This is a genomic window from Pseudoalteromonas sp. APC 3358 (genome assembly GCF_030408075.1).
Classification (GTDB): Bacteria; Pseudomonadota; Gammaproteobacteria; order Enterobacterales; family Alteromonadaceae; genus Pseudoalteromonas; species Pseudoalteromonas arctica.
Genome location: NZ_JASDCE010000002.1, coordinates 403,342 through 419,977, shown reverse-complemented (window position 1 = coordinate 419,977; position 16,636 = coordinate 403,342). Strand labels below are relative to the sequence as shown.

The following is a 16,636-nucleotide window of genomic DNA, read 5'->3' as shown; positions in this document are numbered from 1 at the left end:
GTAGAACAAAAAAAGCACATAGATACTGGACTCAAGTACAGGTTTAGAAGAAAAATTCAAAAATAAAAAATCAACAAAAAAGTGGTAGAAATTTTTTTTTATGCTGTCCAAAAAGATTACTTGCAAAATTAGCACTCCTTTACTAAATATTTAAAAGAGTATTTTCGGTCTTAACAGGATCTAAGAGGAAGAAATGATTATAAAAAACACTTTTAAAAAGCATCAAGGGACTATGTTAATCGGATTAGCGATTACAGCCGTAACTTTATCAAACTACGTGCATGCAAACGAACAATCAGCAATGCCACTTACATACGTCTCAAGTAAAGCGATTGAAAACAATCCTGAAGTACAAGAAGCATGGCATGCTTTTAAATCTTCTATTTATGGAGTGGATGCTGCCCGTTCAGGTTATTTACCAAGTGTTGATGTATCAGCGAGCGCAGGATATGAAAGAAGAAATTACGGTATTGAAGAAGAATATAACCGTAATACAGCCGAATTAAGCGTTACTCAAATGCTTTATGACGGTTTTAGAACATCTAATACAGTTGACCGTTTTAAACGTATTCAACTTATTAGGTACTTTGAGCTTATTTCTCAAACAGAACAAACAGCACTTGAAGCCTCGATTGCACTACTTGACGTACAAAAGTTCAAAGAGTTAGTACAACTTGCAGAAGCTAATTTACAAGAGCACGAGTCTGTATACCAACAAATAGAGCAAAGCGTAGGCGCCGGTGTAGCACGCGCAGCAGACCTAGAACAAATTAGTGGCCGTTTATCTCTAGCGCAATCTAATGTATTAACGGAGTACTCAAATTTACATGATGTAAGCGCTCGCTACCTAAGAGTTGTAGGTGAGCTACCTATGAACGATATAAAGCAAGCTGACCTTGATGAAAACAATATACCAATTTCGGTTAACCAAGCGCTAGACGTCGCCTACAAAAACAGCCCTTCATTTTATGCCTCTTTGTATAATATTGAAGCGCAAAAAGCGAACGCCAAAGCACAAAAAGCGGCCTTTCATCCTAACGTAGATTTATCTGCCCGCTACGGTAGCCAAGATAGAGATGAGCTTGGTCAAAATGAAACCAGAACAGAAGCGCGAGTCGGCATAGATATTAGTTATAACTTGTATAACGGTGGTCTTGATAGCGCTAATTTAGAACAAGCTTATCAAGATATAAACATTGCAAAATATCAACGAGATCAAGCCTGTATTGATATTCGTCAAAGTCTGCAAATTGCCTACTACAACGTAACTATACTAGAGCAAAAGTTGCCAGCGCTTAATCAACACCGCGAATCATCAACTAAAGTTAAAATTGCATATAAAGATCAATTTGATATAGGCCAACGAACTCTACTAGACGTACTTGATGCCGAAAACGAATCGTTCCAATCAACACGTTCATACATAGTTGCGCTTTACGACCGCCAATCGGCTATTTTAACTATGCTAAAAGAAATGGGGAAATTATTGCCAGCACTTGACGTAATGTCAGGTAAATACCCTACATTAAAAGAGCTAACTGACGATCCTATTGTGCATAACGCACAAAATATTTGTCCGAGTTACGATGTAGCAACCACCTTTAGCCGCAAGGCATTTCTACAAAAAAAAGCGAAGCAAGATAATGCCTACATGAGTGTAACCGCTATGCCAAGGTACTTAGATATACCGTTGGAAACCGACACTACACCAAGTAGCTTTTTAGATGATGATGGTGACGGCGTACCAAACGAGCAAGACACTTGTCCGAGTACGCCACTGTCAACTAATGTTGATTTATCTGGCTGTACAATTTATAGCGCATCAACCTCGAATATAGAGATTGGTATCCCTTTTTCTGCTGACTCAAGCGATGTAAGGTCTCAATATATTCAAGAAATTAGTCGGCTTGCAGATTTTTTAAAAGAAAACCCAAATAAGCAGGTTGAAATACAAGGTCATGCTTCTCTAGATGGAGATCGAACATATAACCGCAAACTATCTGAAAAACGTGCGTTTGCCGTTGCTGAAATTCTAATTAAACAATTCGATATAAAACCAAAACGTGTTAAATCGTTCGGGTACGGTATTGATCAACCTCGAGTAAACGAAATATCAGTAAGAGCAAATGCTGCGAATCGACGTATCGAAGCTGTAATTACTGATAGCTAAGTCAATTAACGTTATGTAAATAGCCTAAACTCGGCTTGAAATATTTAAGCTAAATTTATTTCTCGAGTTTAGGTTTAGTAGTAACAACCGCATGCAGTTCTACATAACATTGGATGGTTTATGGAATTAAACGATGTACTTGATCATGGTGGCATACTCGTTGACTGCCTAGCAGTTTTATGTCGCCATCATGATAAAGAGTTTTCAAGAGAAGCACTATTAAATGGACTTCCTCTAACTGATGGAAATCTTACTCCATCAGGTTTTTCGCGCGCAGCAAAGCGCATTGGCTTTAAATCAAAAGTAGTTAATAAGCCACTACAAAAAATTAATACAGCACTGCTACCTGCCATCTTAATTTTAAAAGACAATCAAGCCTGTGTTATTAATTCTATTGATTACGATAAGCAGTTGGTGAGTGTAATTTACCCAGAGCTTACCGAATCAGTTATCGAACAGAGCATTGATGAATTAGCAGGCAACAGTGTTGGTTTAATTATTTATGCACAACCAGAATTTGCATTTGATGAGCGAACACCTGTACTTGAAAAACTATCAAAAGACGGATGGTTTTGGGGAGTAATTAAAGAGTGCCGCTCACTTTATAAAGACGTAATTATTTCAGCTATTGCGTTGGGCTTTTTGTCGGTTGCTATGCCTTTATTTGTAATGAACGTATATGACCGCGTAGTGCCTAACCATGCAACAGAAACCCTTTGGGTACTTGCCATTGGTATTTTAATAGCACTCACTGCTGACTTTGTTTTACGCTTAGTAAGAGGCTATTTTGTAGAGCTTGCTGCAAGCAGAATAGATGTCAAAGTATCGGCTGTAATTATGGAGCGGGTATTAGGTATGAAACTAAAAAACCGTCCATCATCAGCTGGCTCCTTTGCTAGCAATATTCAATCATTTGAAGCTGTACGTAACTTTTTTAGCTCCATAACGCTTGTCGCATTAGTCGACTTACCATTCGTAGTTTTATATTTAATTGTTATCGCCATTATTGGCGTACCTCTAAGTTTACCCATTATAGCGGGCGCACTTATATTATTAGCTTACGCTATAGCCGCACACCGCAAACTTGAAGCTCTTTCAGAGCAAACAATGAAAGCAAGCTCAATGCGAAATGCAGTATTAGTAGAAAGTTTAACCAACATTGAAGATGTAAAAAGCTTTCACTCAGAGTGTAAAACACAATCTGTATGGGAAAAGTCGACCATTTACATTGCGCAAGTAAACGCACAAAGCCGACTCGTTTCAAGCTCCATATCAAATACAGCATCGTGGATACAGCAATGTGTAGGCGTGATAATAATGATAATAGGCGTACACCTCGTTATTGAAGGTGAGCTAACTCAAGGCGGATTAATTGCAGCCTACTTATTATCATCTCGTGCTATGGGCCCTATTGGGCAGTCAGCCGCTGTTTTAGCGCAATATCATCATGCCGCAATAGCAATGCAGTCACTAAATGAGATTATGGAAAAAGAGGTCGAGCGCCCACCTGGTAAGCATTGGTTAAGCCACCCTATTTTAAAGGGCGATATAGAATTTAAAGATGTATGTTTTAAATACTCTGACGAATCTCATAATGCACTCAACGGCGTTAGCTTTAAAATTAAAGCTGGTGAAAAAGTTGCAATTTTAGGACGTAATGGCTCAGGTAAAAGTACATTAGAAAAGCTTATCTTAGGGCTATATGAACCCTGTTCAGGAGCAATTTTGATGGACAATAACGATATACATCAAATTGACCCTGCAGAGCTTCGCCATAATATTGGTTATGTACCGCAAACCGTTGCCCTGTTTTATGGGACCTTAAAAGACAACCTTACGATAAGCGCTTGGCATGCCAAAGACGAGCAAATTATTGAAGCCTGTGAGCGAAGCCAATTATTTGATTTAATTAATTCGCACCCAGACGGATTTGATTTACAAGTAGGCGAGCAAGGCCGCCAATTATCAGGAGGGCAACGCCAAGCTGTAGGTATGGCAAGAGCCATAATTAACGACCCACCAATACTATTACTAGATGAGCCAACCTCATCGCTAGATCACAATAGTGAAAGTAAAATTATTAACAATTTAAAAAATTATTCTAAAAATAAAACCCTAATTGTAGTGACTCACCGCTCATCATTACTCGAGCTTGTTGACCGAATTATAGTTTTAGATAACGGAAAAGTAGTTGCTGATGGACCAAAACAAAAAGTAATTGCGGCGTTAAATAATAAAACCGTGGAGCAAGCCTCATGAGTGATAACAAAAAACCACTTGAACAACGCTCTTTTGAATCTGTTAGCAAAGCAATAGAAGCAAGAAAACAAGGTAAGCCATCCGTATTTAATAAACTATTTAAAGGATGGATTTCACCGCCAAATACTCAAGACTGGGTAGTAGATGCACAGTGGGAAAAAATGCAGCAAGAGCCAGCAAGCGCTAGGTTACTACTTTATCTAATTTGTTTAACGTTTATATGCCTTATTGTGTGGTCTGGCTTTGCTAATTTGGATGAAGTTGCTCGTGGCGAGGGCCGTGTTATTCCCTCTAATAAATTACAGCTTATTCAATCTTATGACGGCGGTATGGTCGAAAAAATAAATGTCCGAGAAGGCCAAATAGTAAACGAGGGGGATGTACTCATTAAAATAGACCCTACCCGCTTTATTTCTAGCTTTAGAGAAAATCAATCCAAGGTTGAATCGTTAAGTGCAAAAGTTGCGAGGCTCAGAGCGCTCACTCAAAAAAAGGAGCTCGTATTTAACGAAGATGTTATAAAAAATGCACCTCAGGTGGTTCAACACGAACGCTCTCTTTATTTGAGTAACAGCCAAGAGTTGGAGCAACAGGTAAGTATACACAAACGCCAACTAGAGCAGCGACACCAAGATTATATTGAAGCAAAAGCGGCACTTCAGCAGCATACCAGCGCGCTACGCTTAACAAACAGGGAGCTTAAAGTGACCCGCCCATTGTTACGCACCGGTGCTATTTCGGATATAGATATTATTCGTTTAGAGCGTCAAATAGTTGATTTAAACGGCGAGATAAACAGAACCAAAGCAGTTATAAATAGGAGTCTTTCGGCCATTAACGAAGCTAAAAATAAGGTAACCGAAGTTGAGCTCGTTATGATTAACCGCTGGAACAATGAACTCTCCGAAGCGCTACTGCGACTAGATTCAATTAAAGAAACTGAATCTGGCTTAGCCGATAAAGTAACTCAAACTGAAATACGCTCTCCTGTTAAAGGCACTGTACAACGATTATTAGTTAATACTGTTGGCGGTATTTTACAGCCAGGTAGTGATGTTATGGAAATTGTCCCGCTTGACGATCAACTTGTAGTAGAGGCAAAAATCCCGCCTAAAGACATTGCATTTTTACGCCCTGGGCAATCTGCAATGATAAAATTTAGTGCCTACGACTTTGCCGTATATGGTGGCCTTGAAGCCGAAGTATTACATATAAGTGCCGATACAATTACAGATGACCGCGAGAATACCTTTTATTTGGTGCAGCTAAAAACCACCAAAAATAATTTTTCAAAAGAGCTGACTATTATTCCAGGAATGACCACTCAAGTGGATATTATTACCGGTAAAAAAACCGTACTTGAGTATATTTTAAAACCAGTTCTTAGAGCTACATCGCAAGCAATGACAGAGCGTTAAAACATTTTATAAATGGAGAAGTAATGCGCCAAAGTATTTTTATTACACAGCCTGAATTTGAATCGAAACACTGGCATACAGCGTTTCCTGGTTGTTTGATATTCACAAAAGAACCACACAGAGTCACGGCATCAAGTATTATTTGGGTTTTAGCCGGCACACCTAATTGGCTTGAGCTTGTTAAAAAGTATTCTCAGCAACGTTTACTGGTTATAGTTATGACCAACGAACTAGAAATAAATCAACTAAGAAGTGCGCTTGAAGCAGGAGCTAGGGGGTACGTAGAAGCACTTGCTACTAAAGTAATTATTGAACAAGTACTTGAGACAATTTGTACCGGCGGAATATGGTTACCAGGGCAATTACTATCTAACTTAGTAGGAGCTTTATCAAATACACCGTTTAAATATGCGAGCACATGCGAGCTTGATGTACTCACAAAGCGAGAACGTCAAGTAGTTGATATTGTTGTAACAGGTGCAACTAATAAGCAAGCTGCAGAATCTTTAAATATTACAGAACGCACAATTAAAGAGCATATGAGCTCTATATTTAATAAGCTAAAAGTTCGCGACCGCATTCAATTAATGTTAGTTGTAAAAGGGCATTAACCGCACAGTTAATGCCTATTACTTACTCTTTAATAACCCCATCAAAACCTAAGTTAATAAGCGTATCTATATCATCTTGGCTTGTTACACCTTGAGCCACCACTTTAATGCCAATAGAATGCGCTAATGTACATACTCCTCGCAGGAATGTTTGGTTATCTTGGCTGTAACTAATATTGTGTCCGTAAACGCTATCAACCTTAATCATTTCAAGACCAAATTCCTGAATTTTATTAATTTTAGTAAATTCAGGGCCCACACGTTTTAATGCTACCTTAGCGCCCATACATCGAGCCTGCTCACAAAAATCTTTAAATATCTCAATTTCGCTAACGGCAATACTTTCACGAATATCAAAACAAATTTTAGAGGCTAAATCAGGAAACGCCGAAAGGTACGTAAGAATCGAAGCAAGTGCAGCATCATCAAGTAACGTTTGAGCAGATAATTCAACCGAAATCAGTTCACTTGGTGGCTCAATACTATAATGAGCCACCAACGCCTTAATTAAACCCCAATCTAAACGCGCTAATAACTTTAATCGGTTAGCCCACTGGTAGTAGTAACTAGCACGGTATACTTGCCCACCAAGCTTTAGGCTCAACCCTAATTGATTTTGCATTACCTGCCCCGTAAAGCTCGTTACTGGGTAAGTATTTATTTCTAAATTATTATTGTTGAGTGCCTCTTCTATGGCATTTTGCCAACTAGTTGCATTATCAAACAGCTCACTTTCTTGCTTGATTTGAGCTACTTTTGCTTGTACATCAGATCGTTTACCCGATGATTTTAAAAGTTCATCCGCACGCTTTAATACATCAAATCGCGTATCGTCTTTTTGAATATAAGTACAGCTGTGAGGTATCGCTAGCTTAACGTTTTTATACTCTTCAACAAACGATTGATGCATCAATAAAATACGTTCACTGATTGCTTGAATATCATCAATATCACTAAATAAAACTGTAAAATCGCTGTGAGAAATACGTGCAATGTAATTTTCAGAAAAGTGTTCTTGGTTGCTTTCTAAGAAGCTAACCAACATCTGTGAAAATCGACGTAGAAAGTTAACCATTTCTACTCGTCCCACTTCCTCACTTACGCGATCGAGGTTAACAACCCTAAATAAAAACAAGGCACCATGGGCATGATCTTTTGATTTTTGTAAGTGAGCCTCAAGCGTTGCACCAAAGTATTCTCTATTTGCTAAACCAGTTAGCTCATCGTGTTGCGATTTAAATCTAAGCTCTTCTAAACGTTTATTATCTTCTTTAATAATACGGCTAAAACGGGTAGATAACTGGTTCATTGATTGCACTAAACGTGCAAACTCAAATGTACGAGGGACGGTGGATTTAATAAAACGTTTTTCACCAAATGCATTAGCCTGATACACAACATCATCTAGTGGTTTTAATATCCTACTTAAAAAGTAAGCACTAACTATACAAGCAAAAAAAGCGACAATTAAAAAACTAAAAAATAGTTTAAGCGCACTTTCCCATAAGGCTTGCTCAGCATATTGACTGTGGCTTTCTATAAACAAAGTACCAAACTGCTGCCAACCATCATTTACTTGCCCAACCCCTGGCTGTACATTTAATCCATACATTGCTCTAAACCACTGCGGAGCCGTCGCTTCGAGTTCATCGGTAAACGTGCGTTTAACAATCACCTCACCATTAGGGTTTTGTAGTTCTATTCGCTTATAGTGACCGGTATCAAATGTGGCCGATACTAATAATTCAAGCTCAACGGGGTCTTTATCTAATTGGCTGATCATTAACGCGAGTGAACTGGCGTTATCTACATTTTTTAAATACAGCTGGGTCGAAAAATAACTTTTAGCCGAATTAGTGCTAATTAAAACACTACTTATAAAGCCTACAAAAATAACAATTAATAATGCAATCCACAGCTCTTGCCTGAGTGTTATTTTTCGTTTTTTAAGATACTTAGATAAGGAAAATGATGCCATTACCACATAACTCCTTCTTTGGTTGTCTGCTCCAAAATTTTACGCCAGCGTGAAAGTCTTGCTGTTGGGCTGGCTACACTTTTGGTTGAATTATTAGCCCATAAACCTTGGCTGTTAAAGCTAAAAACAGGGCTTAAATCTACACGTTTTGCAGCAGGTAAAACCTTTGTTATTAAACTGTCTAAAATAAGTGGCTGAGCGTTTGGTGTAGCAAAATAACCTAACACCATATGTGCTTGCGTTTTGTTAGTGCCCGCAATTTTTGCTTTTACATAAATAAGACGTAACTTGTCGTCGCTCACCCCTAGGGCTCTCAAGCTTATATACTTTGCTATTGCGTAATCTTCACAATCACCTAAGCCTTTGCCTAACGTTTCTAAAGGGGTTGCCCAATAATCGTTTTGTTTCCATAGCAAAATATCAGTTTGATAGCGTAAATTACGCGCAAAAAAATCATTAACAATAAGAATTTGTTGTTGCTCTGGTTTGTTTTGAGTTTGTACCAACATACTTTGCCAGTTACGTGCAACAGCCGCTCGCGCAGGTCCATATTTTTGACCCATCAGCTCAATAAATGTATTAAATTGAATAGTTAGTCGGCTTGCAAGCACACCACTGGAGAGTACAAAAAACAGTAATAGGTAGCGCAAATTGGCTTTGCACCATATAAATAATTTAGGATTTAAATGAGTTGGCTTAAACGCCATTTACAGAGCCACTGTTAATATAAGTGGCAATAAAATACATCTGTTGAGCACTACGCAATCTGCTTAAAAATTAATCCTAACAACAGCATAGCACTCAATATAAGAGGATGAGATATTTTGAATAACTTTTTTAATCAACTGGGTTATTTAGTAATAAGTTACTTTTTTAACTTCGCGTGGTTTTACTTCACCTATGTATAAATCGTGCACACGCTTCATATTAAGCTCAAGCTCGGTCACGTAAGTATCATCTACTGCGTAAGTTTTAATTATTTGTGCACCTTTAATAAGCCCCTGCACTTTACTTTCTAGGTAATCGTCTTGAGCAATTGAACCTTCCACCGTTGTTCCTGCGGTAATTTGTTGCCCATATACTTGTTCAGTAAGCTCGCGGTAAGCCTCAAGCTTAGAAGCTTTAATGGCCATAAGTTGCTTTTGCGACAGGTTAGCGCCTTTTTGCAAGCTAATAGGTGCATACCCTATCGCTTTTAAAACGGGGTAATTATTTGGCTCTACATATTTATATTCAACATGCTTATCAAAAACGCTGCTACAACCACCTAAGGTTAAACACCCAAGTGTAATAAGTAATGAAATTGCTCGCATAGCATCTAGCCCTTGTATAGTAATTAGCAGTACATATGCACGTTTAATGCCATTTATAGCATTACTAATAATTACCAAATAACATTGGTACAGTCCTTGCTCTACCTAGTTAATAGCTAACGTTTAATTGGAGTAAAAGTATGAAGTCGTTTTTATCATTGGCATTTGCAGGATTAAGTGTAACGGCATTATTAACCTTCTCCCCTTTTACTAAAGCACAGTGGTATGAATCAACGGGTCACGCGAACGTTCAAAATGGTGATACGAGCGCAGCTAAATCTGCCGCTATAAAAGATGCGATTACACAAGCGTTAGTGTTCTCTGGCGCACGGGTTAGCTCTGTACAAACCCTGGTAGATGGCGTGTTAATGCAAGATCAGCTAAAAATTAGCAGCCACGGCGAAATTCAAAAAATTGAACTGATCAGCGAAAATAAATACGACAATAAATTTGCCGTTACATTACGACTCGATATTTTTTCTCAAACAGAGCAATGCCCACAAAATAGTTTTAATAAGTTTGTGGCCGTTACACAAAGCCAACTTGTTCATCGTGAACACGCTAAAATGGGTCAAATATTTGACGTAAGCAAAGCGATTAGCAAAAATATTTTTACTTCCCTGCAAAAATCAAAAATGAGCGCAGTACCTATTGCTTACTATAATAATGCAATAAGCGTTGATAAATACTTTTCGCAGCAGCACGACTATTCAAATGCCCAATTAGAAGAAATATCTTCGCGCAGTAACGCTCAATATGTTCTGCTTAGCCAAATAACCAGCCTTTCGACTAGCGACAAACTCAATAACGATTATGCATTTTGGCAAGACGAGGCGTATGAGCGCAGTTACAACATTGAGTTTGCACTGTTTGATGGCACTACCTATGAACAACTTTGGCAAAATAGTTACCATACTCAAGCAATTTGGCCATTTGAAAAAACAACCATAGTTGATGTTAATAGTGATAGGTTTTGGCAATCGCCTTATGGGCAAAGCATAACCGATATCAACCAATCAGTAAGTTATGACATTCAAGCAGCTATGGCGTGTTTACCTACTCAAGGTAAAATAATGCATATGGAAAATAGCAAAATCGTTATTAACTTAGGTAAAGCTCATGGGTTAAAAAAAGGCCAAATGCTAAGCATTGCGCACCATAACTATTTAACCGACGCGGCAGGTAATGTTATGCCACACACCATCACCACGCTTAATAAAATTCGCGTAGAGCAGCTTTATCAGCAAACTGCAGTAGCTGTCAGTATTGATGACAAACCGCTACCTGGCGTGCAAATTAACGATGTAGTAGAAATAATCAGCCAAGATCTTTAGAGTTTTTTACTCAATTTAGCTTTTAAATTAGGGTGAGCCGATAACCACTCGCCCAATTGTTCTACACCAGATAAATGCGGATAATGCTTTCTGCATGCAAACACCACATTACGCTGCTGATTAGGGAATATAGGCAAGTAATCAATCCCTACACGGTCGGTACATGCCAACTTTGGTACAAATGTAATACCGTCATCCATGGCCACTAACGCTAATAATGTTTCTAAACTATTACCTTTATACTGGTTAGATACATCGACTCCTGCAGAAAAACAAAACTTTTGGGCTTGATCTTTAAAGCAATGACCATCACTTAACATTAATAGGCTGCATCCTTGAAGATCGCTCAGCGCTACTTTTTTATGCTTAGACAGCGCGTTATCGTGTGATACCGCCACTAAAAAATCTTCTTTGTATAAAGCAACCGTATGGTAATTAATAAGCTCTGGCACATCGGCTAAAATAGCAAAGTCGAGTTCACCCTTGTTTAAAGCTTCTAAAATTGTTGCTGTTTGCATCTCAATAAACGAAAACTGGCTATCAATAAATGCCGCTTTCATCGATGTTAGTAACGCAGGCAACAAGTAAGGCGCAATGGTAGGAATAATACCAATAGTTAATTTACCTTGTAGAGGCTCATTAGAAGTAGCAGCAAGTTCTTTGAGTATTTGCGTTTGTTCTAAAATAATCTCTATTTGCGTCAACAAACGTTCACCTTTTGCTGTTAAGGTAACTTGCTTGGTTGAGCGATCAAACAAAGTAACGCCAAGCTCATTTTCGAGTTTTTTTACTTGACCACTTAATGTAGGCTGACTAACAAAACATGCATCGGCAGCTTTGCGAAAATGTTTATATTGCGCTATTGCTTTTACATATTCAAAATCTTTTAAGTTCATATTCAGCTCTACGTGATAGTTTATAACTATCAGTTTAATACAAACAAACGATTGGAACTATATTTAATTATTCACCATAATGGCTATCAACAAATCAAGAGGAACAAAAATTATGTTAAACAATATCGAAGGTCAAACAATCCCAAGTGTTACATTTGCAACTCGTCAAAATAACGATTGGAAATCAGTAACAACAGATGACATTTTTAAAGGTAAAACTGTTGTAGTGTTTTCACTACCAGGTGCATTCACACCAACATGTTCATCAACTCACTTACCACGTTACAACGAATTAGCAGGCGTACTTAAGCAAAACGGCGTTGACGAAATTGTATGTTTATCAGTAAACGATACCTTTGTAATGAACGCATGGGCTGAACATCAAGAAGCGCAAAACATTACTTTATTACCAGACGGCAACGGCGAATTTACTGACGGCATGGGCATGTTAGTAGACAAGAACGACCTAGGCTTTGGTAAGCGCAGCTGGAGATACTCTATGCTTGTTAAAGATGGCGTGATCGACAAAATGTTCATCGAACCAGATTTACCAGGTGACCCGTTTGAAGTATCAGACGCAGACACAATGCTTGATTACATCAACCCTAAGCAAGCTAAACCAGAACCAGTAAGCATCTTTACTAAACCTGGCTGTCCTTTCTGTAAAAAAGCAAAAGAGCTTCTTGCAGAAAAAGGCTTCGCATATGAAGAGATTGTTATGGGTGCAGGCGCATCACTAACAAGTCTAAAAGCTGTATCTGGTCGTGACACTGTTCCACAAATATTCATTGGTGGTAAACACATCGGTGGTTCAGACGACTTAGAAAAATACTTTGCTTAATTAATAAGTAAATTAAATACCTAACGTTAGTAGGTAAAAAATAGGGGCTTTTATGCCCCTATTTATTAGAGGAAAAAATACTATGAAAGAATTGCAAACCGATGTTGTTGTTATAGGCGCAGGCACTGCTGGTTTAAGTGCTTATCGTAATGCTAAACAGTTCACACAAAATGTATTAATGATCGAATCAGGCCCATACGGCACCACATGTGCACGTGTTGGTTGTATGCCAAGTAAGTTATTGATTGCAGCCGCTGAAGCTGCACACGCAATTGAAATGGCACCTGCATTTGGTGTTCATAGCTCAAAGCCTATCATTGATGGCAAAGCAGTTATGGCACGCGTTAAAAGTGAACGAGATCGTTTTGCAGGATTCGTAGTAGAAGCCGTAGATGAATTACCAGATGGTGATAAAATTCGTGGTTACGCTAAATTTTTAGACACAAACCGCATACAAATAGACGACCACACAATTATTACAGCAAAACGCTTTGTAATTGCCACCGGTTCACGCCCTTCGTACCCTGGCGTATTTAATAACTTTGGCGACAAACTTATTATAAACGACGACGTATTTGATTGGGATGACCTACCAGAATCAGTCGCTGTATTTGGCCCTGGTGTAATAGGTCTTGAAATTGGCCAAGCACTTAGCCGACTAGGCGTAAATGTAAAACTATTTGGTGTAGGCGGCGCAATTGGCCCACTTACAGATCCAGTAGTAAAAGACTATGCAAATACTGTTTTTGCTGAAGAATTTTTTGTAGATACCGACTCAAACGTATCTGACATGATGCAAGTTGGTGACAAAGCACAGCTAACTTACACCGACAAACAAGGTGAAAAACACACCGAACAGTTTGACTACGTACTTGCAGCCACAGGCCGAGTACCTAACGTAGATAAACTAGGCCTTGAAAACACAGGCATTGAACTTGATGAACGCGGCGTACCGCACGCAGACACACACACAATGCAGTGTGGTGAATCGAACATATTTATAGCAGGCGATGCGAGTAACATGCTCCCATTGTTACACGAAGCATCAGACCAAGGTGCTATTGCAGGTCAAAATGCCGGGCGCTTCCCAGATGTGCGTATAGGTCTGCGCAGAGCTAAAATTGCAGCTGTATTTAGCGACCCACAAATAGCAATGGTAGGCGAAAGCTACAAGCAAATTACCGACCGTTTAGGCCCATGTGGTTGTTTTGAAGTAGGCGAAGTCAGCTTTGAAAACCAAGGCCGTAGCCGAGTAATGCTTAAAAACAAAGGTCATATGCGTGTATATGCGGAGCAAGGCACAGGCTTATTTTTAGGTGCTGAGTTTATTGGCCCACAAGCCGAACACATCGCTCACTTACTAGCATGGGCTGTACAAAACAAAATGACCGTACCAGAAATGCTTGATATGCCATTTTACCACCCAGTAATTGAAGAAGGGTTACGTACCGCCCTTCGCGACTTAAATGCCAAACTTAAATTTGGCCCAGACATTGTAAATTCATGTATGGAATGTGGTCCAGGCGCATAACCTATTTACTACACATACAAACTTGCTAAGTAAAAGCCAAAACTAACGTTTTGGCTTTTTTTTATAATTTTTTTAAGCTGACCTCTCAAAAAAAAATTTAGCTGTTACACTTAATTGATAATTCAATTAAAAAGATGGAATAGCTATGCCCAATAATAAATTTAGACTAGTCACTCGCAGCGATTTTGATGGCTTAGTTTGTGCCGTATTGCTTAAAGACTTAGACCTAATTGACGATATTTTGTTTGTTCATCCAAAAGACATGCAAGATGGCAAAATAGACATTACCGAAAACGACATTACCACCAACCTCCCCTACGTTGCAGGTTGTCACATCGCATTCGATCATCACCTTAGCGAAACCGTTCGTAACTCAAGCGACATAAAAAATCATATTATTGATCCAGAAGCCCCATCAGCAGCTCGCGTAGTTTATGACTATTATGGCGGCGCTGAAAAACTTCCAAATATTTCTGTTGAAATGATGGACGCGGTAGATAAAGGCGATGCTGCTCAGTTTTCAAAAGACGAAATATTAAACCCAACCGATTGGGTCTTAATGAACTTTATTATGGATGCGCGAACTGGCCTTGGTCGTTTTCGCGAGTTTAAAATTTCAAATTACCAATTAATGATGAAACTGATTGATGCGTGTAAAGATCAAAGCATCGAAGAAATCCTACAAATGGAAGACGTAGCCGAGCGTGTTGCTTTATATAACGAGCATAACGAAAAAGCTAAAGAGCAAATTTCTCAATGCGCTACCGTCCATAAAAACTTAGTGGTTCTTGATTTAACTCAAGAAGAAACTATTTACGCCACAAACCGATTTGTTATTTATGCAATGTACCCCGACTGCAATATCTCGATTCATAAAATGTGGGGCCTTAAAAAACAAAACGTAGTGTATGCCGTTGGTAAATCAATCACTAACCGCAGCTCAAACACGAATGTTGGCGAACTGTGCCTTAAATACGGCGGTGGTGGTCATTTAAATGCAGGTACTTGCCAAGTAGAAACAAGTAAATCTGAAGCCGTACTTAGTGAGCTAATCGATACGATTACAAGTGATGGCTAGGTTTTAATATTTAATTATGTAAAAGCGAGTAAATTAACGTTTACTCGCTTTTTTTGTAATATTTAATATCAATTACTTCTCCTTCATTTTGTTTTTGTATACTTCCTACTTTACTCACTTTTGTACAATATGACCAAGCACCTTGCCTACCTGCCATAAATGAACTCGTGTTTACAAAAAATTTTTAGTACCAAAGATAAGAACAACTTGTTGTTGCCAATTTGTAAATGAGAAGCTAACATATTGGACAGTAAGGTTTTCACTTGAAGCCTTACCAAAAATAAAAATTAATTATTACCAATTATGGAAAATACAATGCAACACAAATACACAACAACTATATCTGCAATATCGGTACTCGCCGTGCTTTTGTTAGGTGCTTCATCTGGCAAAGCAATGGCATCATGTAACTACAGTGGTAACGCCCCTAGCGGCTCTTACGCACCTGGATATGTTTCTGGCAATCAACGTACAGAAGTACGAAAAGCTAAGTTACAGGTTGGTCCAAGCTCAACAACTTGCTACTCACAAAGCCAAATAAAAAACAGCAGTTCGAAAAACGACCATTTTTATACAACTTCAGATGGCTCCGTTCTTTACTTTTATGAATCGGGTGATAGTAATAGATCAGAGCTTCGTGAGGAACGCGAGTTTAAAATTAGCGAAAATACATCATCAAGCCGCTACATCCGAATTAATTCAAAGTTTGTATCTAAATCATCAAACCTAGGAAAAGCCATTTTTGCGCAAGTGCACGTAGATGAAAGCGGACAAAAAGGGCCATTAGCCGCACTTAAATGGGCTGCAGCAGGCGAACAAAAAGACGCATACAACAATTCACCTGAAGGGATCTACCTTTCACTTCGCAGAACCATGAACTGCTCAGGAACTGATTGTTTCACACATATTTACGTAGGTAATTACGACGAAACATTTAAAACTTATAGACTTGGTTTATTTAACGGAAAGCTGAGATTAAAGGTCAACAACTCATATATTAACTTGCCACGTAAAGATATTTACGATGAAGACGGTGATGGCAATAAATCAGAAGTAAAAACTGGAAGCTCTATCGATTTAAGAAATAACGCTGACTGGAAAAATAAAAAACTCTACCTCAAAACAGGTGTTTACATAAACACAGATGGTAGCGCAAAAGTAGCAACTAAAAACTTAAAGTTTTATTAAGCGTTAGTTATATGTATAG

The 16,636-nt window shown here is 38.6% G+C and carries 13 protein-coding genes; 9 read left to right on the top strand and 4 right to left on the bottom strand.

Translation table 11 applies throughout. The annotated features are described in order from the left end of the window. The first annotated feature begins 193 nt into the window (after positions 1 to 193). From QL995_RS04570 to QL995_RS04555, 4 genes are all read left to right on the top strand, one after another. Positions 194 to 2,170 (top strand): TolC family outer membrane protein, encoded by a 1,977-nt coding sequence (locus tag QL995_RS04570; protein ID WP_290293228.1) that lies wholly within the window; start codon positions 194 to 196, stop codon positions 2,168 to 2,170. Between the two features lie 120 nt (positions 2,171 to 2,290). Next, the gene (locus tag QL995_RS04565; RefSeq protein WP_290293226.1) at positions 2,291 to 4,429 is read left to right on the top strand and encodes a type I secretion system permease/ATPase; all 2,139 of its coding nucleotides are present in this window, start codon (positions 2,291 to 2,293) and stop codon (positions 4,427 to 4,429) included. After that, complete coding sequence (locus QL995_RS04560) at positions 4,426 to 5,847, top strand: HlyD family type I secretion periplasmic adaptor subunit (RefSeq protein WP_024608819.1); 1,422 nt, start codon at positions 4,426 to 4,428, stop codon at positions 5,845 to 5,847. Before QL995_RS04565 ends, QL995_RS04560 begins: the two co-directional genes overlap by 4 nt. Positions 5,848 to 5,870: 23 nt before the next feature. After that, positions 5,871 to 6,458, top strand: coding sequence for a response regulator transcription factor (locus tag QL995_RS04555; protein ID WP_010553236.1), 588 nt, complete (start codon positions 5,871 to 5,873; stop codon positions 6,456 to 6,458). Between the two features lie 22 nt (positions 6,459 to 6,480). Here QL995_RS04555 and QL995_RS04550 read toward each other — a convergent pair whose 3' ends face one another. The 3 genes from QL995_RS04550 to QL995_RS04540 all read right to left on the bottom strand — a co-directional run bounded on the left by QL995_RS04550 (position 6,481) and on the right by QL995_RS04540 (position 9,749). After that, entirely contained in the window at positions 6,481 to 8,436 is a 1,956-nt protein-coding gene (locus tag QL995_RS04550; RefSeq protein WP_197188904.1) for a LapD/MoxY N-terminal periplasmic domain-containing protein, read from the bottom strand. Continuing rightward, positions 8,436 to 9,143, bottom strand: coding sequence for a transglutaminase-like cysteine peptidase (locus tag QL995_RS04545; RefSeq protein WP_290293219.1), 708 nt, complete (start codon positions 9,141 to 9,143; stop codon positions 8,436 to 8,438). Before QL995_RS04545 ends, QL995_RS04550 begins: the two co-directional genes overlap by 1 nt. Positions 9,144 to 9,290: 147 nt before the next feature. Next, on the bottom strand, positions 9,291 to 9,749 hold the full coding sequence (locus tag QL995_RS04540; protein ID WP_290293217.1) for an LPP20 family lipoprotein: 459 nt from the start codon (positions 9,747 to 9,749) through the stop codon (positions 9,291 to 9,293). 140 nt (positions 9,750 to 9,889) lie between these two features. Between QL995_RS04540 and QL995_RS04535 the strand changes: the two genes are divergently transcribed. After that, positions 9,890 to 11,083, top strand: coding sequence for a flagellar assembly protein FlgT (locus tag QL995_RS04535; protein ID WP_101217123.1), 1,194 nt, complete (start codon positions 9,890 to 9,892; stop codon positions 11,081 to 11,083). Here QL995_RS04535 and QL995_RS04530 read toward each other — a convergent pair. Then, positions 11,080 to 11,979, bottom strand: a complete 900-nt coding sequence (locus tag QL995_RS04530; RefSeq protein ID WP_010553232.1) for a LysR substrate-binding domain-containing protein — start codon at positions 11,977 to 11,979, stop codon at positions 11,080 to 11,082. The genes QL995_RS04535 and QL995_RS04530 overlap by 4 nt on opposite strands. A 112-nt stretch (positions 11,980 to 12,091) precedes the next feature. Here QL995_RS04530 and QL995_RS04525 point away from each other — a divergent pair, with 112 nt between their 5' ends. The 4 genes from QL995_RS04525 (at position 12,092) to QL995_RS04510 (ending at position 16,617) form a co-directional block, all read left to right on the top strand. Next, entirely contained in the window at positions 12,092 to 12,820 is a 729-nt protein-coding gene (locus tag QL995_RS04525) for a glutathione peroxidase (RefSeq protein ID WP_010553231.1), read from the top strand. A gap of 82 nt (positions 12,821 to 12,902) precedes the next feature. After that, positions 12,903 to 14,351, top strand: a complete 1,449-nt coding sequence (locus tag QL995_RS04520) for a dihydrolipoyl dehydrogenase (RefSeq protein ID WP_039484710.1) — start codon at positions 12,903 to 12,905, stop codon at positions 14,349 to 14,351. A gap of 145 nt (positions 14,352 to 14,496) precedes the next feature. Continuing rightward, a complete protein-coding gene (locus QL995_RS04515) occupies positions 14,497 to 15,429 on the top strand; it encodes an exopolyphosphatase (RefSeq protein ID WP_024609032.1) in 933 nt (310 codons plus the stop codon). A gap of 315 nt (positions 15,430 to 15,744) precedes the next feature. Then, positions 15,745 to 16,617 carry a polysaccharide lyase family 7 protein gene (locus QL995_RS04510; protein ID WP_182672508.1) on the top strand — a complete coding sequence of 291 codons (873 nt, stop codon included), beginning with the start codon at positions 15,745 to 15,747 and terminating at the stop codon, positions 16,615 to 16,617. The last annotated feature ends 19 nt before the right edge of the window (positions 16,618 to 16,636 follow it).

Excerpts from the sequence above, each read along its gene's own strand:
- QL995_RS04570 (WP_290293228.1), top strand. The coding sequence starts at position 194 with ATGATTATAAAAAACACTTTTAAAAAGCATCAAGGGACTATGTTAATC.
- QL995_RS04515 (WP_024609032.1), top strand. The coding sequence starts at position 14,497 with ATGCCCAATAATAAATTTAGACTAGTCACTCGCAGCGATTTTGATGGC.
- QL995_RS04565 (WP_290293226.1), top strand. The coding sequence starts at position 2,291 with ATGGAATTAAACGATGTACTTGATCATGGTGGCATACTCGTTGACTGC.
- QL995_RS04520 (WP_039484710.1), top strand. The coding sequence starts at position 12,903 with ATGAAAGAATTGCAAACCGATGTTGTTGTTATAGGCGCAGGCACTGCT.
- QL995_RS04555 (WP_010553236.1), top strand. The coding sequence starts at position 5,871 with ATGCGCCAAAGTATTTTTATTACACAGCCTGAATTTGAATCGAAACAC.
- QL995_RS04545 (WP_290293219.1), bottom strand. The coding sequence starts at position 9,143 with ATGGCGTTTAAGCCAACTCATTTAAATCCTAAATTATTTATATGGTGC.
- QL995_RS04550 (WP_197188904.1), bottom strand. The coding sequence starts at position 8,436 with ATGGCATCATTTTCCTTATCTAAGTATCTTAAAAAACGAAAAATAACA.
- QL995_RS04535 (WP_101217123.1), top strand. The coding sequence starts at position 9,890 with ATGAAGTCGTTTTTATCATTGGCATTTGCAGGATTAAGTGTAACGGCA.
- QL995_RS04510 (WP_182672508.1), top strand. The coding sequence starts at position 15,745 with ATGCAACACAAATACACAACAACTATATCTGCAATATCGGTACTCGCC.
- QL995_RS04525 (WP_010553231.1), top strand. The coding sequence starts at position 12,092 with ATGTTAAACAATATCGAAGGTCAAACAATCCCAAGTGTTACATTTGCA.
- QL995_RS04540 (WP_290293217.1), bottom strand. The coding sequence starts at position 9,749 with ATGCGAGCAATTTCATTACTTATTACACTTGGGTGTTTAACCTTAGGT.
- QL995_RS04560 (WP_024608819.1), top strand. The coding sequence starts at position 4,426 with ATGAGTGATAACAAAAAACCACTTGAACAACGCTCTTTTGAATCTGTT.
- QL995_RS04530 (WP_010553232.1), bottom strand. The coding sequence starts at position 11,979 with ATGAACTTAAAAGATTTTGAATATGTAAAAGCAATAGCGCAATATAAA.